The 19,049-nt window shown below is 54.6% G+C and carries 16 protein-coding genes and 1 other annotated feature; of the genes, 10 read left to right on the top strand and 6 right to left on the bottom strand.

Annotated elements, in window-relative coordinates; translation table 11 throughout:
* Window positions 1-80: 80 nt before the first annotated feature.
* The gene (gene mscK / locus NA986_RS11515) at window positions 81-3,443 is read left to right on the top strand and encodes a mechanosensitive channel MscK (RefSeq protein WP_023216294.1); all 3,363 of its coding nucleotides are present in this window, start codon (window positions 81-83) and stop codon (window positions 3,441-3,443) included.
* A gap of 41 nt (window positions 3,444-3,484) precedes the next feature.
* On the opposite strand, the gene NA986_RS11520 is transcribed toward mscK, so the two are convergent.
* The 3 genes from NA986_RS11520 to priC form a co-directional block, all read right to left on the bottom strand.
* Window positions 3,485-4,408, bottom strand: a complete 924-nt coding sequence (locus tag NA986_RS11520; RefSeq protein ID WP_023216295.1) for an Rpn family recombination-promoting nuclease/putative transposase — start codon at window positions 4,406-4,408, stop codon at window positions 3,485-3,487.
* 69 nt (window positions 4,409-4,477) lie between these two features.
* Entirely contained in the window at window positions 4,478-4,645 is a 168-nt protein-coding gene (rsmS, locus tag NA986_RS11525) for a pleiotropic regulatory protein RsmS (protein WP_000051161.1), read from the bottom strand.
* A 13-nt stretch (window positions 4,646-4,658) separates the two neighbouring features.
* Window positions 4,659-5,186, bottom strand: a complete 528-nt coding sequence (priC, locus tag NA986_RS11530; protein WP_023216296.1) for a primosomal replication protein N'' — start codon at window positions 5,184-5,186, stop codon at window positions 4,659-4,661.
* Window positions 5,187-5,254: 68 nt separating this feature from the next.
* Here priC and NA986_RS11535 point away from each other — a divergent pair, with 68 nt between their 5' ends.
* The 8 genes from NA986_RS11535 (at window position 5,255) to hemH (ending at window position 13,419) form a co-directional block, all read left to right on the top strand.
* Window positions 5,255-5,632: a DUF454 family protein gene (locus tag NA986_RS11535; RefSeq protein WP_001189860.1), complete on the top strand. Its 378-nt coding sequence runs from the start codon at window positions 5,255-5,257 to the stop codon at window positions 5,630-5,632.
* 152 nt (window positions 5,633-5,784) lie between these two features.
* Window positions 5,785-6,336, top strand: coding sequence for an adenine phosphoribosyltransferase (apt, locus tag NA986_RS11540; RefSeq protein WP_000127352.1), 552 nt, complete (start codon window positions 5,785-5,787; stop codon window positions 6,334-6,336).
* Between the two features lie 113 nt (window positions 6,337-6,449).
* Entirely contained in the window at window positions 6,450-8,378 is a 1,929-nt protein-coding gene (dnaX, locus tag NA986_RS11545) for a DNA polymerase III subunit gamma/tau (protein ID WP_000121967.1), read from the top strand.
* Window positions 7,711-7,775 (top strand) — a sequence feature (DnaX frameshifting element). (Overlaps the previous gene by 65 nt.)
* A 45-nt stretch (window positions 8,379-8,423) precedes the next feature.
* Window positions 8,424-8,753: a YbaB/EbfC family nucleoid-associated protein gene (locus NA986_RS11550; protein WP_000467098.1), complete on the top strand. Its 330-nt coding sequence runs from the start codon at window positions 8,424-8,426 to the stop codon at window positions 8,751-8,753.
* Entirely contained in the window at window positions 8,753-9,358 is a 606-nt protein-coding gene (gene recR / locus NA986_RS11555; protein WP_001195023.1) for a recombination mediator RecR, read from the top strand. Before NA986_RS11550 ends, recR begins: the two co-directional genes overlap by 1 nt.
* Before the next feature lie 110 nt (window positions 9,359-9,468).
* Complete coding sequence (gene htpG / locus NA986_RS11560; RefSeq protein ID WP_001523272.1) at window positions 9,469-11,343, top strand: molecular chaperone HtpG; 1,875 nt, start codon at window positions 9,469-9,471, stop codon at window positions 11,341-11,343.
* Window positions 11,344-11,583: 240 nt separating this feature from the next.
* Window positions 11,584-12,228 carry an adenylate kinase gene (gene adk / locus NA986_RS11565; protein WP_001220237.1) on the top strand — a complete coding sequence of 215 codons (645 nt, stop codon included), beginning with the start codon at window positions 11,584-11,586 and terminating at the stop codon, window positions 12,226-12,228.
* A 228-nt stretch (window positions 12,229-12,456) separates the two neighbouring features.
* The gene (hemH, locus tag NA986_RS11570) at window positions 12,457-13,419 is read left to right on the top strand and encodes a ferrochelatase (RefSeq protein ID WP_001250078.1); all 963 of its coding nucleotides are present in this window, start codon (window positions 12,457-12,459) and stop codon (window positions 13,417-13,419) included.
* Here the strand turns inward: hemH and aes are convergent.
* Window positions 13,416-14,387 (bottom strand): acetyl esterase, encoded by a 972-nt coding sequence (gene aes / locus NA986_RS11575; RefSeq protein WP_000801778.1) that lies wholly within the window; start codon window positions 14,385-14,387, stop codon window positions 13,416-13,418. The genes hemH and aes overlap by 4 nt on opposite strands.
* Window positions 14,388-14,539: 152 nt before the next feature.
* On the opposite strand from aes, the gene gsk reads away from it, so the two are divergent.
* A complete protein-coding gene (gene gsk, locus NA986_RS11580; RefSeq protein WP_000671592.1) occupies window positions 14,540-15,844 on the top strand; it encodes an inosine/guanosine kinase in 1,305 nt (434 codons plus the stop codon).
* Between the two features lie 48 nt (window positions 15,845-15,892).
* On the opposite strand, the gene ybaL is transcribed toward gsk, so the two are convergent.
* A complete protein-coding gene (ybaL, locus tag NA986_RS11585; RefSeq protein WP_000546209.1) occupies window positions 15,893-17,569 on the bottom strand; it encodes a YbaL family putative K(+) efflux transporter in 1,677 nt (558 codons plus the stop codon).
* A gap of 214 nt (window positions 17,570-17,783) precedes the next feature.
* A complete protein-coding gene (locus NA986_RS11590; RefSeq protein ID WP_001251593.1) occupies window positions 17,784-19,004 on the bottom strand; it encodes an MFS transporter in 1,221 nt (406 codons plus the stop codon).
* Between the last annotated feature and the right edge of the window lie 45 nt (window positions 19,005-19,049).

Below are 19,049 nucleotides of genomic sequence, written 5' to 3' on the forward strand. Positions count from 1 at the left end.
CTATTCTGTTTGTTACAGGCGTGATATTCTTGCGACTCAATTATTTCCGGTCTGCTTGCCGGTTCAGACACTTCATTCTCATGACTATGTTGCAGCTTTATAAACGTTCACAGCATTTTGTTTTTATTACAATTAGCGTCCTTATTATCCTGCTGTCCTGTCAGTCTCTGGCATTTGCCCGGGGGCAAACGAATGGCGACCTGCCGTCAAAAGCGGATGTGCAAAACCAGCTGGATACGCTGAATAAGCAAAAAGATCTCTCCGCCCAGGATAAGCTCGTCCAGCAGGACCTTATTGATACGTTAGCTACGCTGGATAAAATCGAGCGGGTAAAAGAGGAAACCGTACAGCTACGGCAGAAGGTGGCGCAGGCGCCTGAAAAAATGCGTCAGGCGACGGCTGCGTTGAATGCGCTGAGCGACGTCGATAATGATGATGAAATGCGAAAAACGCTGAGTGCGCTTTCGCTACGTCAGCTTGAGCTGCGCGTGGCGCAGGTACTGGATGATTTGCAAAATTCGCAAAACGATCTTGCCGCTTATAACAGCCAGCTTGTTTCGCTACAGACCCAGCCTGAGCGCGTGCAAAACGCCATGTATACCGCCTCACAGCAAATACAGCAAATCCGTAACCGTCTGGACGGCAATAACGTCGGCGAAGCCGCGCTTCGCCCCAGCCAACAGGTGTTATTACAGGCACAACAGGCGCTGCTTAATGCGCAGATCGACCAGCAACGTAAGAGTCTTGAAGGAAATACCGTTTTGCAGGACACCCTGCAAAAACAGCGAGATTACGTGACGGCCAACAGTAATCGTCTTGAACATCAGCTTCAACTTTTACAGGAGGCGGTCAACAGTAAACGACTTACGCTAACGGAAAAAACGGCCCAGGAGGCCATTTCGCCGGACGAAACGGCGCGTATCCAGGCGAACCCGCTGGTAAAACAGGAACTGGATATTAACCATCAACTCAGCCAGCGTCTGATTGTCGCGACCGAAAACGGCAATATGTTGATGCAGCAAAACATTAAAGTGAAAAACTGGCTCGATCGCGCGCTGCAGTCGGAAAGAAATATCAAAGAACAGATTGCCGTCTTAAAAGGCAGCCTGTTGCTGTCGCGTATTCTTTATCAACAGCAGCAAACCCTGCCCTCCGCCGACGAACTCGAAGATATGACCAACCGCATTGCGGATTTGCGTCTGGAGCAGTTTGAAATCAACCAGCAGCGTGATGCCTTATTCCAAAGCGATGCCTTTGTCGACAAGCTGGAGGAGGGGCATACCAGCGAGGTGAATGATGAAGTTCATGATGCGTTGCTTCAGGTGGTGGAGATGCGCCGTGAGCTATTGGATCAGCTAAATAAACAGTTGGGTAACCAGCTGATGATGGCGATTAACCTGCAAGTTAACCAGCAGCAGTTGATGAGCGTCTCGAAAAATCTGAAAGCCATTCTGACGCAGCAGATTTTTTGGGTGAACAGTAACCGCCCTATGGACTGGGACTGGCTTAAAGCGTTCCCCCAAACGTTAAAAGAGCAATTCAGCGCCATGAAAATCACGGTGAACTGGCAAAAAGCCTGGCCCGCGGTATTTATTGCTTTTTTGGCCGGGTTGCCGCTCTTGCTCATCGCCGGTTTAATCCGCTGGCGTCTGAAATGGTTAAAAGCGTATCAACAGAAGCTGGCCGCCGCCGTGGGATCGCTGCGTAACGATAGTCAGCTCAATACGCCAAAAGCTATTCTGATCGATCTGATCCGCGCGCTGCCGGTGTGCCTGATTATCCTCGCGCTTGGACTGATCCTGCTGACCATGCAGCTAAATATCAGCGATCTGCTCTGGGCCTTTAGTAAAAAGCTCGCGATGTTCTGGCTGGTCTTTGGGCTGTGCTGGAAGGTGCTGGAAAAAGAGGGCGTGGCGATACGCCATTTTGGTATGCCGGCGCAGTTGACCAGCCACTGGCGTCGCCAGATTGTACGCATTAGCCTCGCATTGCTGCCGCTGCACTTTTGGTCTGTGGTGGCGGAGTTGTCGCCGCTGAATCTGATGGATGACGTGCTGGGGCAGGCGGTTATTTTCCTCAATCTGCTGGTCATAACATTGCTGGTGTGGCCACTGTGCCGGGAAAGCTGGCGCGATAAAGAATCTCACGGCATTCGACTGGTGACCGTGACGATTCTTTCCATCATTCCGGTGGCGTTAATGGTATTAACGGCGACCGGCTATTTCTATACCACCCTGCGCCTGGCGGGACGCTGGATTGAAACCGTCTATCTGGTCATTATCTGGAACCTGCTTTATCAAACGGTGCTGCGCGGGTTAAGCGTAGCGGCGCGCCGGATTGCCTGGCGACGCGCGCTGGCTCGTCGTCAGAACCTGGTAAAAGAGGGAGCGGAAGGCGCGGAGCCACAGGAAGAACCCACCATCGCGCTGGAGCAGATTAACCAGCAAACATTACGTATCACGATGCTGCTAATGCTTGCCCTGTTCGGCGTTATGTTCTGGGCGATTTGGTCCGATTTGATCACCGTATTCAGCTATCTTGATAGCATCACTCTGTGGCACTACAACGGCTCCGAAGCTGGCGCTGCGGTGGTGAAAAGCGTGACGATGGGCAGCTTGCTATTCGCCATTATTGCCGCGATGGTGGCCTGGGCGCTTATCCGCAACTTACCCGGCCTGTTGGAAGTGCTGGTGCTTTCACGTCTGAATATGCGCCAGGGGGCTTCGTATGCGATCACCACGATCCTTAACTACGTCATTATCGCTGTTGGCGCGATGACAGTATTCGGATCGCTCGGCGTCTCGTGGGATAAACTCCAGTGGCTGGCGGCGGCGTTGTCGGTAGGTCTCGGTTTTGGACTACAGGAGATCTTCGGTAACTTTGTCTCGGGTTTAATCATCCTCTTCGAACGTCCGGTACGCATTGGCGATACGGTAACGATCGGCACCTATTCCGGCACGGTCAGTAAGATTCGTATTCGCGCCACCACTATTACCGATTTTGATCGTAAAGAAGTGATCATTCCGAACAAAGCGTTCGTAACGGAGCGGCTGATTAACTGGTCCCTCTCCGATACCACGACACGTCTGGTTATCCGGCTTGGCGTGGCTTATGGCTCGGATCTGGAGAAAGTGAAAAGAGTCTTGCTACAGGCGGCGATGGAGCATCCGAAGGTGATGCACGATCCGGAACCTGCCGTATTCTTCACCACCTTTGGCGCCAGCACTCTGGATCATGAACTGCGTCTGTACGTGCGTGAATTGCGCGATCGTAGCCATACGGTGGATGAACTGAACCGCGCGATCGATCGACTGTGCCGTGAAAATGATATCAATATCGCCTTTAACCAGCTTGAGGTACATCTGCATAACGCGAAGGGTGACGAAGTCACTGAAGTGAAGCGCGATCTCAACGGCGGCGATCTGGCGCCGGCGGCAAGCTAAAAGGCGGTGGGCTGCGCGCTTTATGAGTGCGCGCGGCGCCGCTAATGCGAAAGCGTAGAAAGCTCTTCCGGCGTAATGCCGGTGACGCTGGCGATGAGCCCGGGTTCCAGCCCGTTGGCAAGCATTTTGCGGGCAATAGCGCGCGCTTCGGCCTCACGGCCTTGTGCTAACCCTTGCTCAAGGCCTTTTTGCAACCCTTCCGTTCGGCCTTTTTCTTCCAGCCATTCCGCTATTGTCATCAGTTGTTCCTTATACTGCGGCGCGCCCTGCGCCAGTTGACGAATCAGCGCTCCGGGTTCTGCGGCGTTTCCTGCTTTCAACATATAGTTGATTAGTACACTGAGCTGCGTGTCCGTCAAATGATCCTGCGTTAAAAGCGTGATAAGGGGGTCGAGCAGTTCGCTTAAATCGCGTTGACGAATGTGTTTTTGCAGGAGCTCTAACATCGCTATCCGCCGATGCTGCAAAAGCTGATTATCCGGCATTATCGTCAGGTCGACCAGCGCAAATTCGCAGCTGTATAAGGCCTTCGCCATATCCGGTTTCACAAACATATTATGCCAGTTAAGGCTATAGGGCCACGGGCTTTCCGGACCGTGATAAAAGAGGATTGGTACCACCAGCGGCAAGGTATCATGACCGGCATCCAGATGACGCTGCATGGCGGCAATGGCGTACCGCATCAGGCGAAAAGCCATCAGCCGGTCTGATTTGCTCTGATGTTCAATGAGCGCGTAAACATACCCGGGGCCGTGTTGGGTATGCAGAGAGTAGAGAATATCTGAATAGCGGCTGCGTAAATTGTCTTCAACAAAACTCCCTGACTCCAGCTTCAGTGAATCCAGATCGCAGATTGCAAGAAAGGCTTCTGGCAAGTGGATAGCCAGAAAGTCGCGGGCGACCTCTTTTTGCATCAGCATTTGTCGAAATACCGCATCGTGCGGCGTGGTGGGTAGACGTTCCATGACCTGTCCCTTGTTGCCTGACGGTAGCGACCACTCTGTCAGCGACAACGAGGACAAACCAGGGGGCAATTACTCTGTTTGCGAGTCGTCTTCCGTACTTTTTAACTTGTTTTCATAATCACGCATAACTATTTCCAGCGCGCGTAGCACCGTTCGTGCCGGTAAGCGATTCTCTTCAAGCAGCACAATTAAATCCACGGCCAGTTTGACTTCATCAGGGGCATTTTCAAGCGACATACTTTCTCCAGGGTTAACGGGTTAAACGCGCCAGTACGTTTTCTATTTTCTCCAGCGCATGTCGGCAGCGCGCCAGCCGTCCTTCATAGATCTCGACTTCCTTTTGCAGCGTTTGTTGTTCGACAAGGCCGGTCGCCTGCGCCAGACGAATTTTGCGCTCCTGTGTCATCGCCAGTAGTCGACGTTCAAACTCTTGATGCTGTATTCGTCTGCGCTGCCAACGGCCAAGCCCTGGCGCGGCGGTGTCCCACTGGCGCAGCGACCAGGCGGCGGTTTCACGCGATATCGCCTCCAGTTGCGAAGCCAGATGTTCCGCCAGCCAGGCGACTTGCGGCCGTTGCTCATGTTTTACCGCCTGACGCAACGCGGCGAGATTGGCGTCAGCCTCTTCCAGATATCCCTGCAACAGAGTACTGCGGGTACGGAAAAGGTGTCGGTCAAAGCGCGCGCTTAACGTCGCATGTTGCGCCAGCGGCGCGCAGCGTTGGCGTAGCGTCGCCAGCCTCTCTTCCAGCGTCTGTAACAGCATAGCGGTTTTCAATTCAACACCCCGATGAAAATAAGACAGGCTGTGCTACAGTAGCCTTCTGTTTGATAACGATTCGCATTATGCAACGTACTATTTTAATCATCATTGGCTGGCTGGCGGTAGTATTAGGGACATTGGGCGTGGTTTTGCCCCTGTTGCCGACTACGCCGTTCATTTTACTGGCGGCCTGGTGTTTCGCCCGCTCGTCGCCGCGTTTCCATGCCTGGTTGTTATACCGCTCATGGTTTGGCGGTTATCTGCGCCACTGGCAGCGCTATCGGGCCATGCCGCCGGGAGCGAAACCGCGAGCGATCGCGTTGATATTGCTGACCTTTGGTATATCGCTGTGGCTGGTGAATATGATGTGGGTGCGGGTGCTGCTGTTGGTTATTTTGGCCTGTCTGCTGATTTTTATGTGGCGGATACCGGTGATTGATGAAAAGCAACAAAAGCGCTGAAGCACACGAATCGCTGTTGCAATTGTCGTTCACAGCCAGTAAATTCGACCGTTTTCGAGCACAGGCGCAGGCGGTCAAAGAGTAACCGAGCGTTACCCCTGACCGAAAAGTATTGCGCCGTGAGTAACACCGTACTTAGCAGGCATATATCCATGACCGCGACTGCACAGCAGCTTGAGTTTCTCAAAAACAGCATCAAAAGCATTCAGGATTACCCGAAACCGGGCATTCTTTTCCGTGATGTCACCAGCTTACTGGAAGACCCGAAAGCCTACGCGCTCAGTATTGAACTGTTGGTTGAGCGTTATAAAAATGCGGGTATCACCAAAGTGGTCGGCACCGAAGCGCGTGGCTTCCTGTTTGGCGCGCCGGTTGCGCTTGGGCTGGGCGTTGGTTTTGTTCCGGTACGTAAACCGCGCAAATTACCGCGTGAAACTATTGCCGAGACCTATGAATTAGAGTACGGCACCGATCAGCTGGAAATCCATGTCGACGCGATTAAATCTGGCGACAACGTGCTGGTCGTGGACGATCTGCTGGCGACTGGCGGCACCATTGAGGCGACCGTGAAGCTGATCCGTCGTCTGGGCGGGAAAGTCACCGATGCGGCGTTCATCATTAATTTGTTCGATCTGGGCGGCGAGCAGCGTCTGGAAAAGCAGGGGATTACCTGTTATAGCCTGGTGCCGTTTCCAGGGCATTGATTCAGGCTATCCGCACTGCTATTTTAGCCAGAGAGACAACCTCGCTGTATCGGCGAGGTTGTGTTAGCATTACCCTTCTATGAATCCACCTTCCAGCGTTTCAGAGCCTGCCAATGAGTTATCAGGTCTTAGCCAGAAAATGGCGCCCACAAACCTTTGCTGACGTCGTCGGCCAGGAACATGTGCTGACCGCACTGGCGAACGGCTTGTCGTTAGGGCGCATTCATCACGCATATCTTTTTTCCGGCACGCGCGGCGTCGGTAAAACTTCTATCGCCCGACTGCTGGCGAAGGGGCTGAACTGCGAAACCGGTATTACCGCGACGCCGTGCGGCGTTTGCGATAACTGTCGGGAAATTGAGCAAGGGCGTTTTGTCGATCTCATTGAGATTGACGCCGCATCGCGTACCAAAGTCGAAGACACCCGCGACCTGCTGGATAACGTCCAGTACGCGCCTGCGCGCGGTCGCTTTAAAGTCTATCTGATCGATGAAGTCCACATGCTGTCGCGCCACAGCTTTAATGCGCTACTTAAAACGCTTGAAGAGCCGCCAGCGCATGTGAAATTTTTACTGGCGACCACCGATCCGCAGAAGCTGCCGGTGACCATTTTGTCGCGCTGCCTACAGTTTCATCTCAAAGCGCTGGATGTTGAACAGATTCGCCATCAGCTTGAGCATATTCTCAATGAGGAACATATCGCTCACGAACCCCGCGCGTTGCAGTTGTTATCACGCGCGGCTGACGGCAGCCTGCGCGATGCATTAAGTCTGACTGACCAGGCGATCGCCAGCGGCGACGGGCAGGTTTCGACGCAGGCGGTAAGCGCCATGCTCGGTACGCTGGACGACGACCAGGCTTTGTCATTAGTCGAGGCGGTGGTTGACGCTAACGGCGAACGCGTCATGTCGCTTATCAACGAGGCGGCGGCGCGCGGTATTGAATGGGAAGCGCTGCTGGTCGAAATGCTTAGCCTGCTGCACCGTATTGCGATGGTGCAACTTTCGCCTGCCGCGTTAGGCAGCGATATGGCGGCTATCGAGCAACGGATGCGCGAACTTGCCCGGACGGTGCCTCCCGGCGATCTTCAGCTCTATTATCAGACGTTGTTGATTGGTCGCAAAGAATTGCCCTGGGCGCCGGACCGGCGGATGGGCGTTGAAATGACCTTACTGCGTGCGCTGGCGTTTCACCCGCGTATGCCCTTGCCGGAGCCTGAAACGCCGCGGCAGTCTTTTGCGCCCGTGGCCCCAACGGCGGTAATGACGCCGCCGCAGGTGCAGCAGCCGTCGGCGCCCGCGCCGCAGACATCGCCAGCGCCGCTGCCGGCGTCTACCAGTCAGGTGCTGGCGGCGCGCAATCAGCTACAGCGCGCGCAGGGAGTAACCAAAACAAAAAAGAGTGAACCGGCAGCCGCATCCCGCGCGCGGCCGGTGAATAACTCTGCGCTGGAGCGGCTGGCCTCGGTTTCGGAGCGCGTACAGGCGCGCCCGGCGCCGTCCGCGCTGGAAACGGCGCCAGTAAAGAAAGAGGCTTATCGCTGGAAGGCCACCACGCCGGTAGTACAAACCAAAGAAGTGGTGGCTACGCCAAAAGCGCTTAAGAAAGCTCTGGAGCATGAAAAAACGCCGGAGCTGGCGGCTAAACTGGCGGCGGAAGCGATTGAGCGCGATCCGTGGGCGGCGCAGGTAAGCCAGCTTTCTTTGCCTAAGCTGGTGGAGCAGGTGGCGCTTAATGCCTGGAAGGAGCAGAACGGCAACGCGGTTTGTCTGCATCTGCGCTCGACGCAGCGGCACCTCAATTCCAGCGGCGCGCAGCAAAAGCTGGCGCAAGCGCTCAGCGATCTGACGGGAACGACGGTTGAACTGACCATCGTTGAAGATGATAATCCCGCGGTGCGTACGCCGCTGGAATGGCGTCAGGCCATTTATGAAGAGAAACTCGCGCAAGCGCGTGAGTCAATTATTGCGGATAATAACATTCAGACGCTGCGTCGATTCTTCGACGCCGAGCTGGATGAAGAGAGTATCCGCCCCATTTGATCGTAAGCCCGGCTTGCGATTGTGAACCATCAAGAGAGAGAGCTTATGTTTGGAAAAGGCGGTCTGGGCAATCTGATGAAGCAGGCCCAGCAGATGCAGGAAAAAATGCAGAAAATGCAGGAAGAGATTGCGCAGCTGGAAGTGACCGGCGAATCCGGCGCGGGTCTGGTGAAGGTTACCATCAACGGCGCGCATAACTGCCGCCGCGTGGAAATTGACCCAAGCCTGCTGGAAGATGACAAAGAGATGCTGGAAGATCTGGTCGCTGCGGCCTTCAACGATGCGGCGCGCCGCATTGAAGAGACGCAAAAAGAGAAGATGGCTTCCGTCTCTTCCGGTATGCAACTGCCGCCAGGCTTTAAGATGCCATTCTGATGCAAACCAGTCCGCTGTTAACTCAGCTTATGGAAGCGTTGCGCTGCCTTCCGGGCGTCGGCCCTAAGTCGGCGCAGCGGATGGCGTTTACCCTGTTGCAGCGCGATCGCAGCGGCGGAATGCGCCTGGCGCAGGCGCTGACCCGGGCGATGTCGGAAATCGGCCACTGCGCCGACTGCCGCACCTTTACCGAGCAGGATGTTTGTAATATCTGTTCGAACCCGCGGCGTCAGGAAAACGGCCAGATTTGCGTGGTGGAGAGTCCTGCGGATATCTACGCCATTGAGCAGACCGGGCAATTTTCCGGGCGGTATTTCGTGCTGATGGGCCACCTGTCGCCGCTGGACGGCATCGGGCCGGATGATATCGGTCTCGATCGTCTGGAACAGCGGCTGGCGTCAGAAAAAATCAGTGAGCTGATCCTCGCGACCAACCCGACGGTTGAAGGGGAGGCTACCGCGAACTATATTGCCGAGCTGTGCGCGGAGGCCGGCGTCGAAGCCAGTCGTATCGCCCACGGCGTGCCGGTTGGCGGCGAACTGGAGATGGTCGACGGTACGACGCTGTCCCACTCGCTGGCGGGACGCCATAAGATTATTTTCTGAACAAACGGAGGCGGCATTCGCGGCCTCCGCTTGAAATCACACCCGCTTGTCCCCATCTCACCCTCAACGTATTTTTACCATTAAAAATGGCATTGTTGAGGTCTATCCACATGAAAGGACAAGAAACGCGTGGTTTTCAGTCAGAAGTTAAACAGCTTCTGCACCTGATGATCCATTCTCTTTATTCCAATAAAGAAATCTTCCTGCGTGAACTCATCTCTAACGCCTCAGATGCGGCGGACAAGCTGCGTTTCCGCGCTCTGTCAAACCCGGATCTGTATGAAGGAGATGGCGAGCTGCGTGTGCGCGTCTCTTTCGATAAAGATAAGCGTACGTTGACCATTGCCGATAACGGCGTGGGGATGAATCGTGATGAGGTGATTGACCACTTAGGCACCATTGCCAAGTCCGGCACCAAATCTTTCCTCGAATCAATGGGGTCCGATCAGGCGAAAGATAGCCAGCTCATTGGTCAGTTTGGCGTAGGCTTCTACTCCGCGTTTATTGTGGCCGATAAAGTGACCGTACGTACACGTGCGGCAGGCGACAAGCCGGAAAATGGCGTGTTCTGGGAATCGGCAGGCGAAGGCGAATACACCGTTGCCGATATCACCAAAAATGACCGTGGTACGGAAATCACCTTACACCTGCGTGAAGGCGAAGATGAATTCCTCGATGACTGGCGCGTACGCTCGATTATCAGTAAATATTCCGATCACATCGCATTGCCGGTAGAGATTGAAAAACGGGAAGAAAAAGACGGCGAAACCGTGATTTCCTGGGAGAAAATCAACAAGGCCCAGGCGTTGTGGACCCGTAACAAGTCGGAAATTAAAGACGACGAGTACAACGAGTTTTACAAGCACATCGCGCATGATTTCACCGATCCGCTGACCTGGAGCCACAACCGCGTGGAAGGTAAGCAGGAGTACACCAGCCTGCTGTATATCCCGTCGCAGGCGCCGTGGGATCTGTGGAACCGCGATCACAAACATGGTCTGAAGCTGTACGTACAGCGCGTGTTCATTATGGACGATGCCGAGCAGTTCATGCCTAACTATCTGCGTTTCGTGCGCGGCCTGATTGATTCTAATGACCTGCCGTTGAACGTCTCCCGTGAAATCCTGCAGGACAGCACGGTAACGCGTAATCTGCGTAGCGCTCTGACCAAACGCGTTCTGCAAATGTTGGAAAAACTGGCGAAAGACGACGCGGAAAAATACCAAACCTTCTGGAAACAGTTCGGTCTGGTGTTGAAAGAAGGCCCGGCGGAAGATCACGCCAACCAGGAAGCGATCGCTAAATTGTTGCGCTTTGCCTCCACCCATACAGACTCTTCCGCCCAGACCGTGTCGCTGGAAGATTACGTCTCCCGGATGAAAGAAGGGCAGGAAAAAATCTACTACATCACCGCAGACAGCTATGCGGCGGCGAAAAACAGCCCGCACCTGGAGCTGCTGCGTAAGAAAGGCATCGAAGTGCTGCTGCTCTCCGATCGCATCGACGAGTGGATGATGAACTACCTGACCGAGTTTGACGGTAAAGCATTCCAGTCGGTCGCTAAAGCCGATGAGTCCATCGAAAAACTGGCGGATGAAGTCGACGAAAACGCGAAAGAAGCGGAAAAGGCGCTTGAGCCGTTCGTGGAGCGTGTCAAAACCCTGCTGGGCGATCGCGTGAAAGAGGTGCGTCTGACGCACCGTTTAACCGACACGCCGGCGATTGTCACCACCGATGCGGATGAAATGAGCACCCAGATGGCGAAACTGTTCGCCGCGGCCGGTCAGTCCGTGCCGGAAGTGAAATACATCTTTGAGCTCAACCCGGATCATGTGCTGGTCAAACGCACTGCCGATACCGAGGATGAAGCGCAGTTTAAAGAGTGGGTCGAGCTGCTGCTGGATCAGGCGCTGTTCGCTGAACGCGGTACGCTGGAAGATCCGAATCAGTTTATCCGCCGTATGAACCAGTTGCTGGTGTCCTGATAACGCTCATCTGATTGCCGGATAGCGACGCGAAGCATCTTATCCGGCCTACGGCGAGTACTGTTTGTAGGCCGGATAAGCGCCAGCGCCATCCGGCATTTTTTATAATACCTTCTCTTTTCTGGATTTCTCTTCGTTAACCGTTTCAGCATCAGGCGGCTTCCTTGAGCGAAATGCGTGATGGTGGTATCGTTTAGCGCTTTTTAAAAAATATCGACAACCTTTGAGGGGATTTTCGTAATGCGTATTATTCTGCTTGGCGCTCCGGGCGCGGGTAAAGGAACTCAGGCTCAGTTCATCATGGAGAAATATGGTATTCCGCAAATCTCCACTGGCGATATGCTGCGCGCCGCAGTGAAATCAGGCTCCGAGTTGGGCAAACAGGCGAAAGATATCATGGACGCCGGTAAACTGGTGACCGATGAATTGGTGATTGCGCTGGTTAAAGAGCGTATCGCCCAGGAAGACTGCCGTAACGGTTTTCTGCTGGACGGTTTCCCGCGCACGATCCCGCAGGCTGACGCGATGAAAGAAGCGGGTATTGTCGTGGATTACGTGCTGGAATTCGACGTACCGGACGAACTGATCGTTGACCGTATTGTGGGCCGTCGCGTACACGCCGCCTCTGGCCGCGTTTACCACGTAAAGTTTAATCCGCCGAAAGTGGAAGGCAAAGATGACGTCACCGGCGAAGATCTGACGACCCGTAAAGACGATCAGGAAGAGACCGTTCGCAAACGTCTGGTGGAATATCATCAGATGACCGCGCCGCTGATTGGCTACTACCAGAAAGAAGCGGAAGCGGGCAACACCAAATACGCTAAAGTTGACGGTACGCAGGCCGTTGCCGACGTGCGCGCAGCGCTGGAAAAAATCCTCGGTTAATTTTTTCGCGTAGTGAACCGCTTATCAGGCCTGCCATTATCCCGCAAGCCTGATAAGCGTAGCGCCATCAGGCAATCGGTGCCGGATGGCGGCCTGAACGCCTTATCCGGCCTACTGGCATCGTGAGCGCCATTCGGCGAATTCTCGTCTTACCTCTCGCAGCAATTAGTTCTTCTTTATCGCTTTTCCGCTACAATTATCAACAATTTGAATAGATAAGAGGCGGCAATGCGTCAGACGAAAACCGGTATCCTGCTGGCTAACCTTGGCACGCCAGATGCCCCAACTCCCGAAGCGGTAAAGCGCTACCTGAAACAATTTTTAAGCGACAGACGCGTGGTGGATACTCCTCGTCTGCTGTGGTGGCCGCTGCTGCGTGGCGTTATTTTACCGCTGCGTTCGCCGCGCGTCGCGAAACTCTATCAATCTATCTGGATGGATGGCGGTTCGCCGCTCATGGTATATAGCCGCGAACAGCAACAGGCGCTGGCCGCGCGGTTGCCAGACACGCCCGTCGCGCTGGGGATGAGCTACGGCTCGCCCTCGCTGGAAAGCGCTGTCGATGAACTGTTAGCAAGCGACGTCGACCATATCGTCGTGCTGCCGTTGTACCCGCAATACTCTTGCTCAACTGTGGGCGCAGTCTGGGACGAACTGGGGCGGATACTGGCGCGTAAACGTCGTATTCCCGGTATCTCATTTATTCGCGATTACGCGGATGACGGCGCTTATATCGATGCGCTGGCGAAAAGCGCGCGTGAGTCGTTCGCCAGACACGGCGAGCCGGATGTGCTTCTGCTCTCTTATCACGGCATTCCACAACGTTATGCGGATGAAGGCGATGACTACCCGCAGCGCTGTCGCGATACCACGCGCGAACTGGTTTCCGCATTGGGGCTGCCGCCGGAAAAGGTAATGATGACGTTCCAGTCGCGCTTTGGCCGTGAACCGTGGCTGACGCCGTACACCGATGAAACGCTAAAAATGTTGGGTGAAAAGGGGACTGGCCATATTCAGGTCATGTGTCCGGGGTTTGCCGCGGATTGTCTGGAGACGCTGGAAGAGATAGCGGAACAGAACCGCGAGATTTTCCTTGAAGCGGGTGGTAAAAAGTATGCGTACATTCCGGCGCTGAACGCGACGCCGGAACATATTGATATGATGCTGAAACTCACGGCGCCGTACCGTTAACGCGGCGTCTTCATCCTCGCCATAAAGAATCGCGCGCCGTCCTGCAAGGCATCGTCGGCGATTGTCATCATTCGCGAATAGTGCAGAAAGGCGTGCAGCGTGCCGGGATACATTTTGTATTCGCAGGGCTGCTGGTGCGCCTGTAATGTCTGGTGCAGCAAGCGGCTGTCATCAATGAGCGGATCAAACTCCGCGCTGGCAATAAAGCAGGGCGGCACATCGCGCGTGAGATCGTTATTAAACAGACAATACCAGGGCGATTCCCGATCTTCATCGTTACGCAGATAGGCCTTTTCGTACATGTCCAGATCTTCACGCGTCAGGCCGTCCCACGCGCCGCCGAACAGACGGCGGCTTACCGAGTCCTGCAACCCATACAGCCCATACCACAACAGAATCGCGATAACGTTACCGCAGCGAATGTGCTTATCACGTAACCAGAGCGCGCTGGCAAGCGCCAGCATGGCGCCTGCGGAATCTCCGGCGAAACCGATTTTCTCCACGTTGAGCGAGTATTCATCGGCATGTTGAGAGAAGTAGCTGCATACCGCGACGGTTTCTTCAATGGCCTGCGGATAACGCGCTTGCGGCGACAGCGAATAATCAATACCGATCACGGTGCAGCCGGTATAACGCGCCAGCAGACGCATTATCCGGTCATGCGTATCCAGATTACCGAGGATAAATCCGCCGCCGTGCAGATAGTATAAGGTGGCCTGACTGGTCGGCTGCGGCGAGTAGAGCCGGGTTGTTACATCGCCATAAGGCGTAGGGACGGCGCAGGTGCGGGTGGTCATGGACGGCGCGTCGGCATTCCAGAAACGGCGCTCAAGAAGATAATACTGACGCTGGGTCTCAATATCGCCATCGGCAGGCCAGGGGGGAAGGCCTGGTTGCTGGAAGTTTACGACGGCTTTCATTTCGTCAGACAGTCGGGTGAGTACGGGAATTTTATTTTCCGGCTTCATAAAACGCTCCTTGTGAAAGTGAACCATTGTAAAAAACGCGGCTGGAGAAACTGCGATCTCGTCGTCCGATATTGAAACGCCATCGTCCGTCGCGCGCAGCAGGGGGAATGTGCTACCATGCAGCGCTCCGTTATTCATCCGTAAGCACAATCATGAAATTTCCCGGTAAACGTAAATCCAAACACTATTTTCCCGTCAATGCGCGTGACCCGTTGTTGCAACAAATTCAGCCAGAACAGGAAACCAACGCCTCCTGGGTCGTCGGTATCGACCAGACGTTGGTGGATATTGAGGCGAAAGTGGATGACGATTTTATTACACGCTATGGATTAAGCGCCGGGCATTCTCTGGTGATAGAAGACGAGGTGGCGGAGAAGCTGTATCAGGAACTGACGCGGGAAAATCTGATCACCCATCAGTTTGCTGGCGGCACCATAGGCAATACGATGCATAATTACTCGGTACTGGCGGATGACCGTTCGGTGTTACTGGGCGTGATGTGCAGCAACATTGAGATTGGCAGCTACGCTTATCGTTACCTGTGTAATACTTCCAGCCGTACCGACCTGAATTATCTGCAAGCGGTAGATGGCCCGATTGGCCGCTGTTTCACGCTGATTGGCGAATCCGGCGAGCGTACCTTCGCTATCAGCCCCGGCCATATGAATCAGCTACGGGCGGAAAGTATTCCGGAAGCGGTGATCGCTGGCGCTTCCGCGCTGGTGTTGACCTCATATCTGGTGCGCTGTAAGCCTGGCGAACCGATGCCTGACGCGACGATGAAAGCGATCGAATACGCGAAAAAGCATAACGTGCCGGTTGTCATGACGCTGGGCACCAAATTTGTGATCGCCGATAATCCGCAGTGGTGGCAGGCGTTTCTCAAAGAGAATGTCTCGATTCTGGCAATGAATGAAGAAGAAGCGGAAGCGCTGACCGGCGAAAACGACCCGCTGCTGGCGGCGGATAAGGCGCTGGACTGGGTCGACCTGGTGTTATGCACCGCCGGGCCGATAGGGTTATATATGGCAGGCTTCACCGAAGAGGAAGCAAAACGTAAAACCCAGCATCCGCTGCTACCGGGAGCTATTGCTGAATTTAACCAGTATGAATTTAGCCGGGCAATGCGCCATAAAGATTGTATTAATCCGCTGCGCGTTTATTCGCATATTGCGCCGTATATGGGCGGGCCGGAAAAAATCATGAACACCAACGGCGCGGGCGATGGCGCGCTGGCGGCGCTGCTGCACGATATTACGGCGAACAGTTACCATCGTAGCAACGTACCGAACTCCAGTAAGCACAAATTTACCTGGCTGACCTATTCGTCGCTGGCGCAGGTGTGTAAATATGCTAACCGTGTCAGTTATCAGGTACTGAACCAGCATTCTCCGCGTCTGACACGCGGGCTGCCGGAGCGTGAGGACAGCCTGGAAGAGTCGTACTGGGATCGCTAATCTGTCTTGCCCGATGGCGCTGCGCGCATCGGGCCGCCCGGCAAACCCTTAACTGGCGACGACTTCACCTGCGGGCGGCGTTTCAAGCAGTTCCAGCATCGCCCGGGCAATTTCTCGCTCGCCCATCACTACCTGATTGGCTCCCCGCTCGGTAATATATTTCACTTCATCATCATAGTGCGCGCGGGCGATTATCTCGATATCAGGACTTTTTTCCCGCGCTGAGGCGACAATCTCGCCGGCTTCGTAACCGTTGGGGATGGTCAATAACAGCCAGCGGGCGCAGTCCAGATGCGCCAGATTCATGATTTCTTCGTTAGCGGCGTTGCCCAGCACGGCGCGAATCCCGCGTTCGCGCAGTTCATCCACGCGGGTACGGGACGTTTCGATAACCACCAGCGGAATCCCCGCCGCCAGTAATTTTTCTCCCAGCAGACTGCCTACGCGGCCAAAACCCACCAGCAGGGCATGATTACAGATATCCACCGGAATTTGCTTCTCTTCTTCGATAGCCTCTTCCAGAGTTTGCTCTTCCAGCGTTTCGGTTTTCGCCAGATACTTCTCCAGCAGGGTAAACAGTACGGGATTAAGCATAATCGACAAAATAGCGCCTGCCAGCACCAGGTTCTGTCCCGCTTGCGGCAGCAGATTGAGCGCCATGCCGAGTCCGGCGAGAATAAAGGCGAACTCGCCGATTTGCGCCAGGCTGGCGGCAATGGTCAGCGCGGTTCGCGGCGAGTGGCCGAACATACGCACCAGGAAAAACGCAGCGATCGATTTGCCAAAGACGATAATGGCAAGCGTCGCCAGCACCGCCAGCGGCTGTTGGATCAAGACTAACGGATCGAACAACATGCCGACGGAAACAAAAAACAGGACGGCAAAGGCGTCGCGCAGCGGCAACGTATCGTGCGCCGCCCGGTGACTCAGTTCTGACTCATTAAGCACCATTCCAGCGAAGAACGCGCCCAGCGCAAAAGAGACGTCAAACAGTTCTACCGCGCCAAACGCAATGCCTAACGCCAGCGCCAGTACGGAAAGGGTAAATAATTCGCGCGAGCCGGTGGCGGCGCTGCGGGCCATAATCCACGGCACCAGGCGGCGTCCGACCAGCATCATGATGGCGATAAACGCCACCACTTTACCAATGGTTATCCCCATATCGACCGTCAGCGAGGCTATGCCGACATCGCCTTTTTCCACCATGCCGGCAACGGCGGGCAGCAAGACCAGCGTCAGCACCATCACCAGATCTTCGACAATCAGCCAGCCGATGGCGATTTGCCCGCGCTGGCTATCAAGGAGTTGTCGCTCCTCAAGCGCGCGCAGCAGGACGACGGTACTGGCGGTAGACAGACAGAGCCCAAAAACGATGCCGGTCATTAATGACCATCCCAGCACGGCGGAAAGCGCCATACCCAGCAGCGTCGCCACCGCTATCTGAGCGACAGCGCCGGGAATGGCGATAGACTTTACCGCCATCAAATCCTTCAGCGAAAAATGCAGCCCGACGCCGAACATCAATAGAATCACGCCGAGCTCCGCCAGCTCCGGCGCCAGTTTGGTATCCGCAACAAAACCCGGGGTAAAAGGTCCCGCCAGAACGCCCGCTAACAGATATCCCACCAGTGGAGAAATACGCAATTTGTTGGCAATCATGCCGAGAATAAAAGCGAGCACAAGGCCGCCGACAATGGTGGTGATAAGCGGGGTAGCGTGATGCATTCCGTCTCCTTTGGTTGCTGGACTCCAAAACTCCTGGTAATAGTTTATGACAATTTCAATCAGGATGTTTATAAAAAATGGTTGTGTTTTATAAAAAGATACGATCTGAAGGCAAAAAGAGCACGGAACGTAAAAGTGATAAGTATGAGATGGACAAAGCAAGATGGCATCAGGATGTACAGGCGGTTAAAGCGTACCTTTAACCGCCATAAAATCATGCTTTATGTCGATTATCAGGTAAGAATATGGTCAGTATCCCCAGAAGCGGCAGGAAAGCACAGATTTTATAAACTAAATAGATACTGGTATGGTCGGCAATCAGCCCCAGCACCGCTGCGCCCAGGCCTCCCATCCCGAAGGCAAACCCGAAAAACAGGCCGGAAACCATACCGATGCGTCCTGGCAGCAGCTCCTGGGCATACACCAGAATGGCGGAAAACGCCGACGCGAGAATAAAGCCGATAATCACCGTTAAAATCCCCGTCCAGTACAGCGTGGCGTAGGGTAAAACAAGGGTAAACGGCGCGACGCCGAGAATAGAGCCCCAAATCACATATTTCCTGCCGATTTTATCGCCCACCGGCCCGCCGATTACCGTCCCGGCAGCCACCGCAAACAGGAAGGCAAACAGATGGAGCTGCGCGTTTTGTATTGATAATCCGAATTTTTGCATCAGATAAAAGGTGTAGTAGCTACTGATGCTCGCCATATAGAAATATTTCGAGAAAATGAGTAGCAATAATACGCTGACCGCCAGCACGACTTTATTGCGCGGCAGCGGGTTAGCGATTATCGCTTTTGGCTTGCCTTTCGCTATCCGGTGCTGGGCTGCATACCAGCGGCTGATCTGCGCCAGCACCACGATCGCCAGTAGCGCAGCCAGCACAAACCAGGCGACATTCCCTTTGCCATAGGGCGCGATAATCACGGCGGCCAGCAGCGGGCCCAATGAACTGCCGAAGTTACCGCCGACCTGGAAGATAGACTGCGCCAGACCATGACGTCCGCCGGAGGCCATGCGCGCCACGCGGGACGATTCCGGGTGAAAAACGGACGAGCCGGTACCCACCAGTGCCGCAGCGAGCAATACGCCGCCAAAACTTCCCGCCATTGCCAGCAGTACCAGCCCGCTCAGGGTAAAACACATGCCGACAGGCAGCGACCACGGCATGGGATATTTATCCGTCCAGTAGCCGACGACCGGTTGCAGTAGCGATGAGGCGAGCTGGAATGTCAGGGTGATCAAACCTATCTGGACGAAAGTCAGTGAGAACTCCGCCTGCAACAGGGGATAAATGGCTAAGATTAGCGACTGGATCATATCGTTCAGCAGATGGGAAAGACTGATCGCGCCCAAAATACCAAACGAAGTACGTGCTTTAGCGGCCGCTGCGGGCGCGCCGGCTAACGGCTGGGTTGGTTCACTCATGGCCATAGAAAGTCACTTAAATTTTATGCGATGTTGGAGATAGTAGGATGT

It is taken from the genome of Salmonella sp. NW177, assembly GCF_051811585.1.
GTDB lineage: Bacteria > Pseudomonadota > Gammaproteobacteria > Enterobacterales > Enterobacteriaceae > Salmonella > Salmonella enterica.

Bases quoted from the DNA above. Each gene is read 5' to 3' on its own strand.
- mscK (WP_023216294.1), top strand. From the start codon at position 81: ATGACTATGTTGCAGCTTTATAAACGTTCACAGCATTTTGTTTTTATT.
- NA986_RS11520 (WP_023216295.1), bottom strand. From the start codon at position 4,408: ATGGAACGTCTACCCACCACGCCGCACGATGCGGTATTTCGACAAATG.
- rsmS (WP_000051161.1), bottom strand. From the start codon at position 4,645: ATGTCGCTTGAAAATGCCCCTGATGAAGTCAAACTGGCCGTGGATTTA.
- NA986_RS11535 (WP_001189860.1), top strand. From the start codon at position 5,255: ATGCAACGTACTATTTTAATCATCATTGGCTGGCTGGCGGTAGTATTA.
- apt (WP_000127352.1), top strand. From the start codon at position 5,785: ATGACCGCGACTGCACAGCAGCTTGAGTTTCTCAAAAACAGCATCAAA.
- dnaX (WP_000121967.1), top strand. From the start codon at position 6,450: ATGAGTTATCAGGTCTTAGCCAGAAAATGGCGCCCACAAACCTTTGCT.
- NA986_RS11550 (WP_000467098.1), top strand. From the start codon at position 8,424: ATGTTTGGAAAAGGCGGTCTGGGCAATCTGATGAAGCAGGCCCAGCAG.
- recR (WP_001195023.1), top strand. From the start codon at position 8,753: ATGCAAACCAGTCCGCTGTTAACTCAGCTTATGGAAGCGTTGCGCTGC.
- htpG (WP_001523272.1), top strand. From the start codon at position 9,469: ATGAAAGGACAAGAAACGCGTGGTTTTCAGTCAGAAGTTAAACAGCTT.
- adk (WP_001220237.1), top strand. From the start codon at position 11,584: ATGCGTATTATTCTGCTTGGCGCTCCGGGCGCGGGTAAAGGAACTCAG.
- hemH (WP_001250078.1), top strand. From the start codon at position 12,457: ATGCGTCAGACGAAAACCGGTATCCTGCTGGCTAACCTTGGCACGCCA.
- aes (WP_000801778.1), bottom strand. From the start codon at position 14,387: ATGAAGCCGGAAAATAAAATTCCCGTACTCACCCGACTGTCTGACGAA.
- gsk (WP_000671592.1), top strand. From the start codon at position 14,540: ATGAAATTTCCCGGTAAACGTAAATCCAAACACTATTTTCCCGTCAAT.
- ybaL (WP_000546209.1), bottom strand. From the start codon at position 17,569: ATGCATCACGCTACCCCGCTTATCACCACCATTGTCGGCGGCCTTGTG.
- NA986_RS11590 (WP_001251593.1), bottom strand. From the start codon at position 19,004: ATGGCCATGAGTGAACCAACCCAGCCGTTAGCCGGCGCGCCCGCAGCG.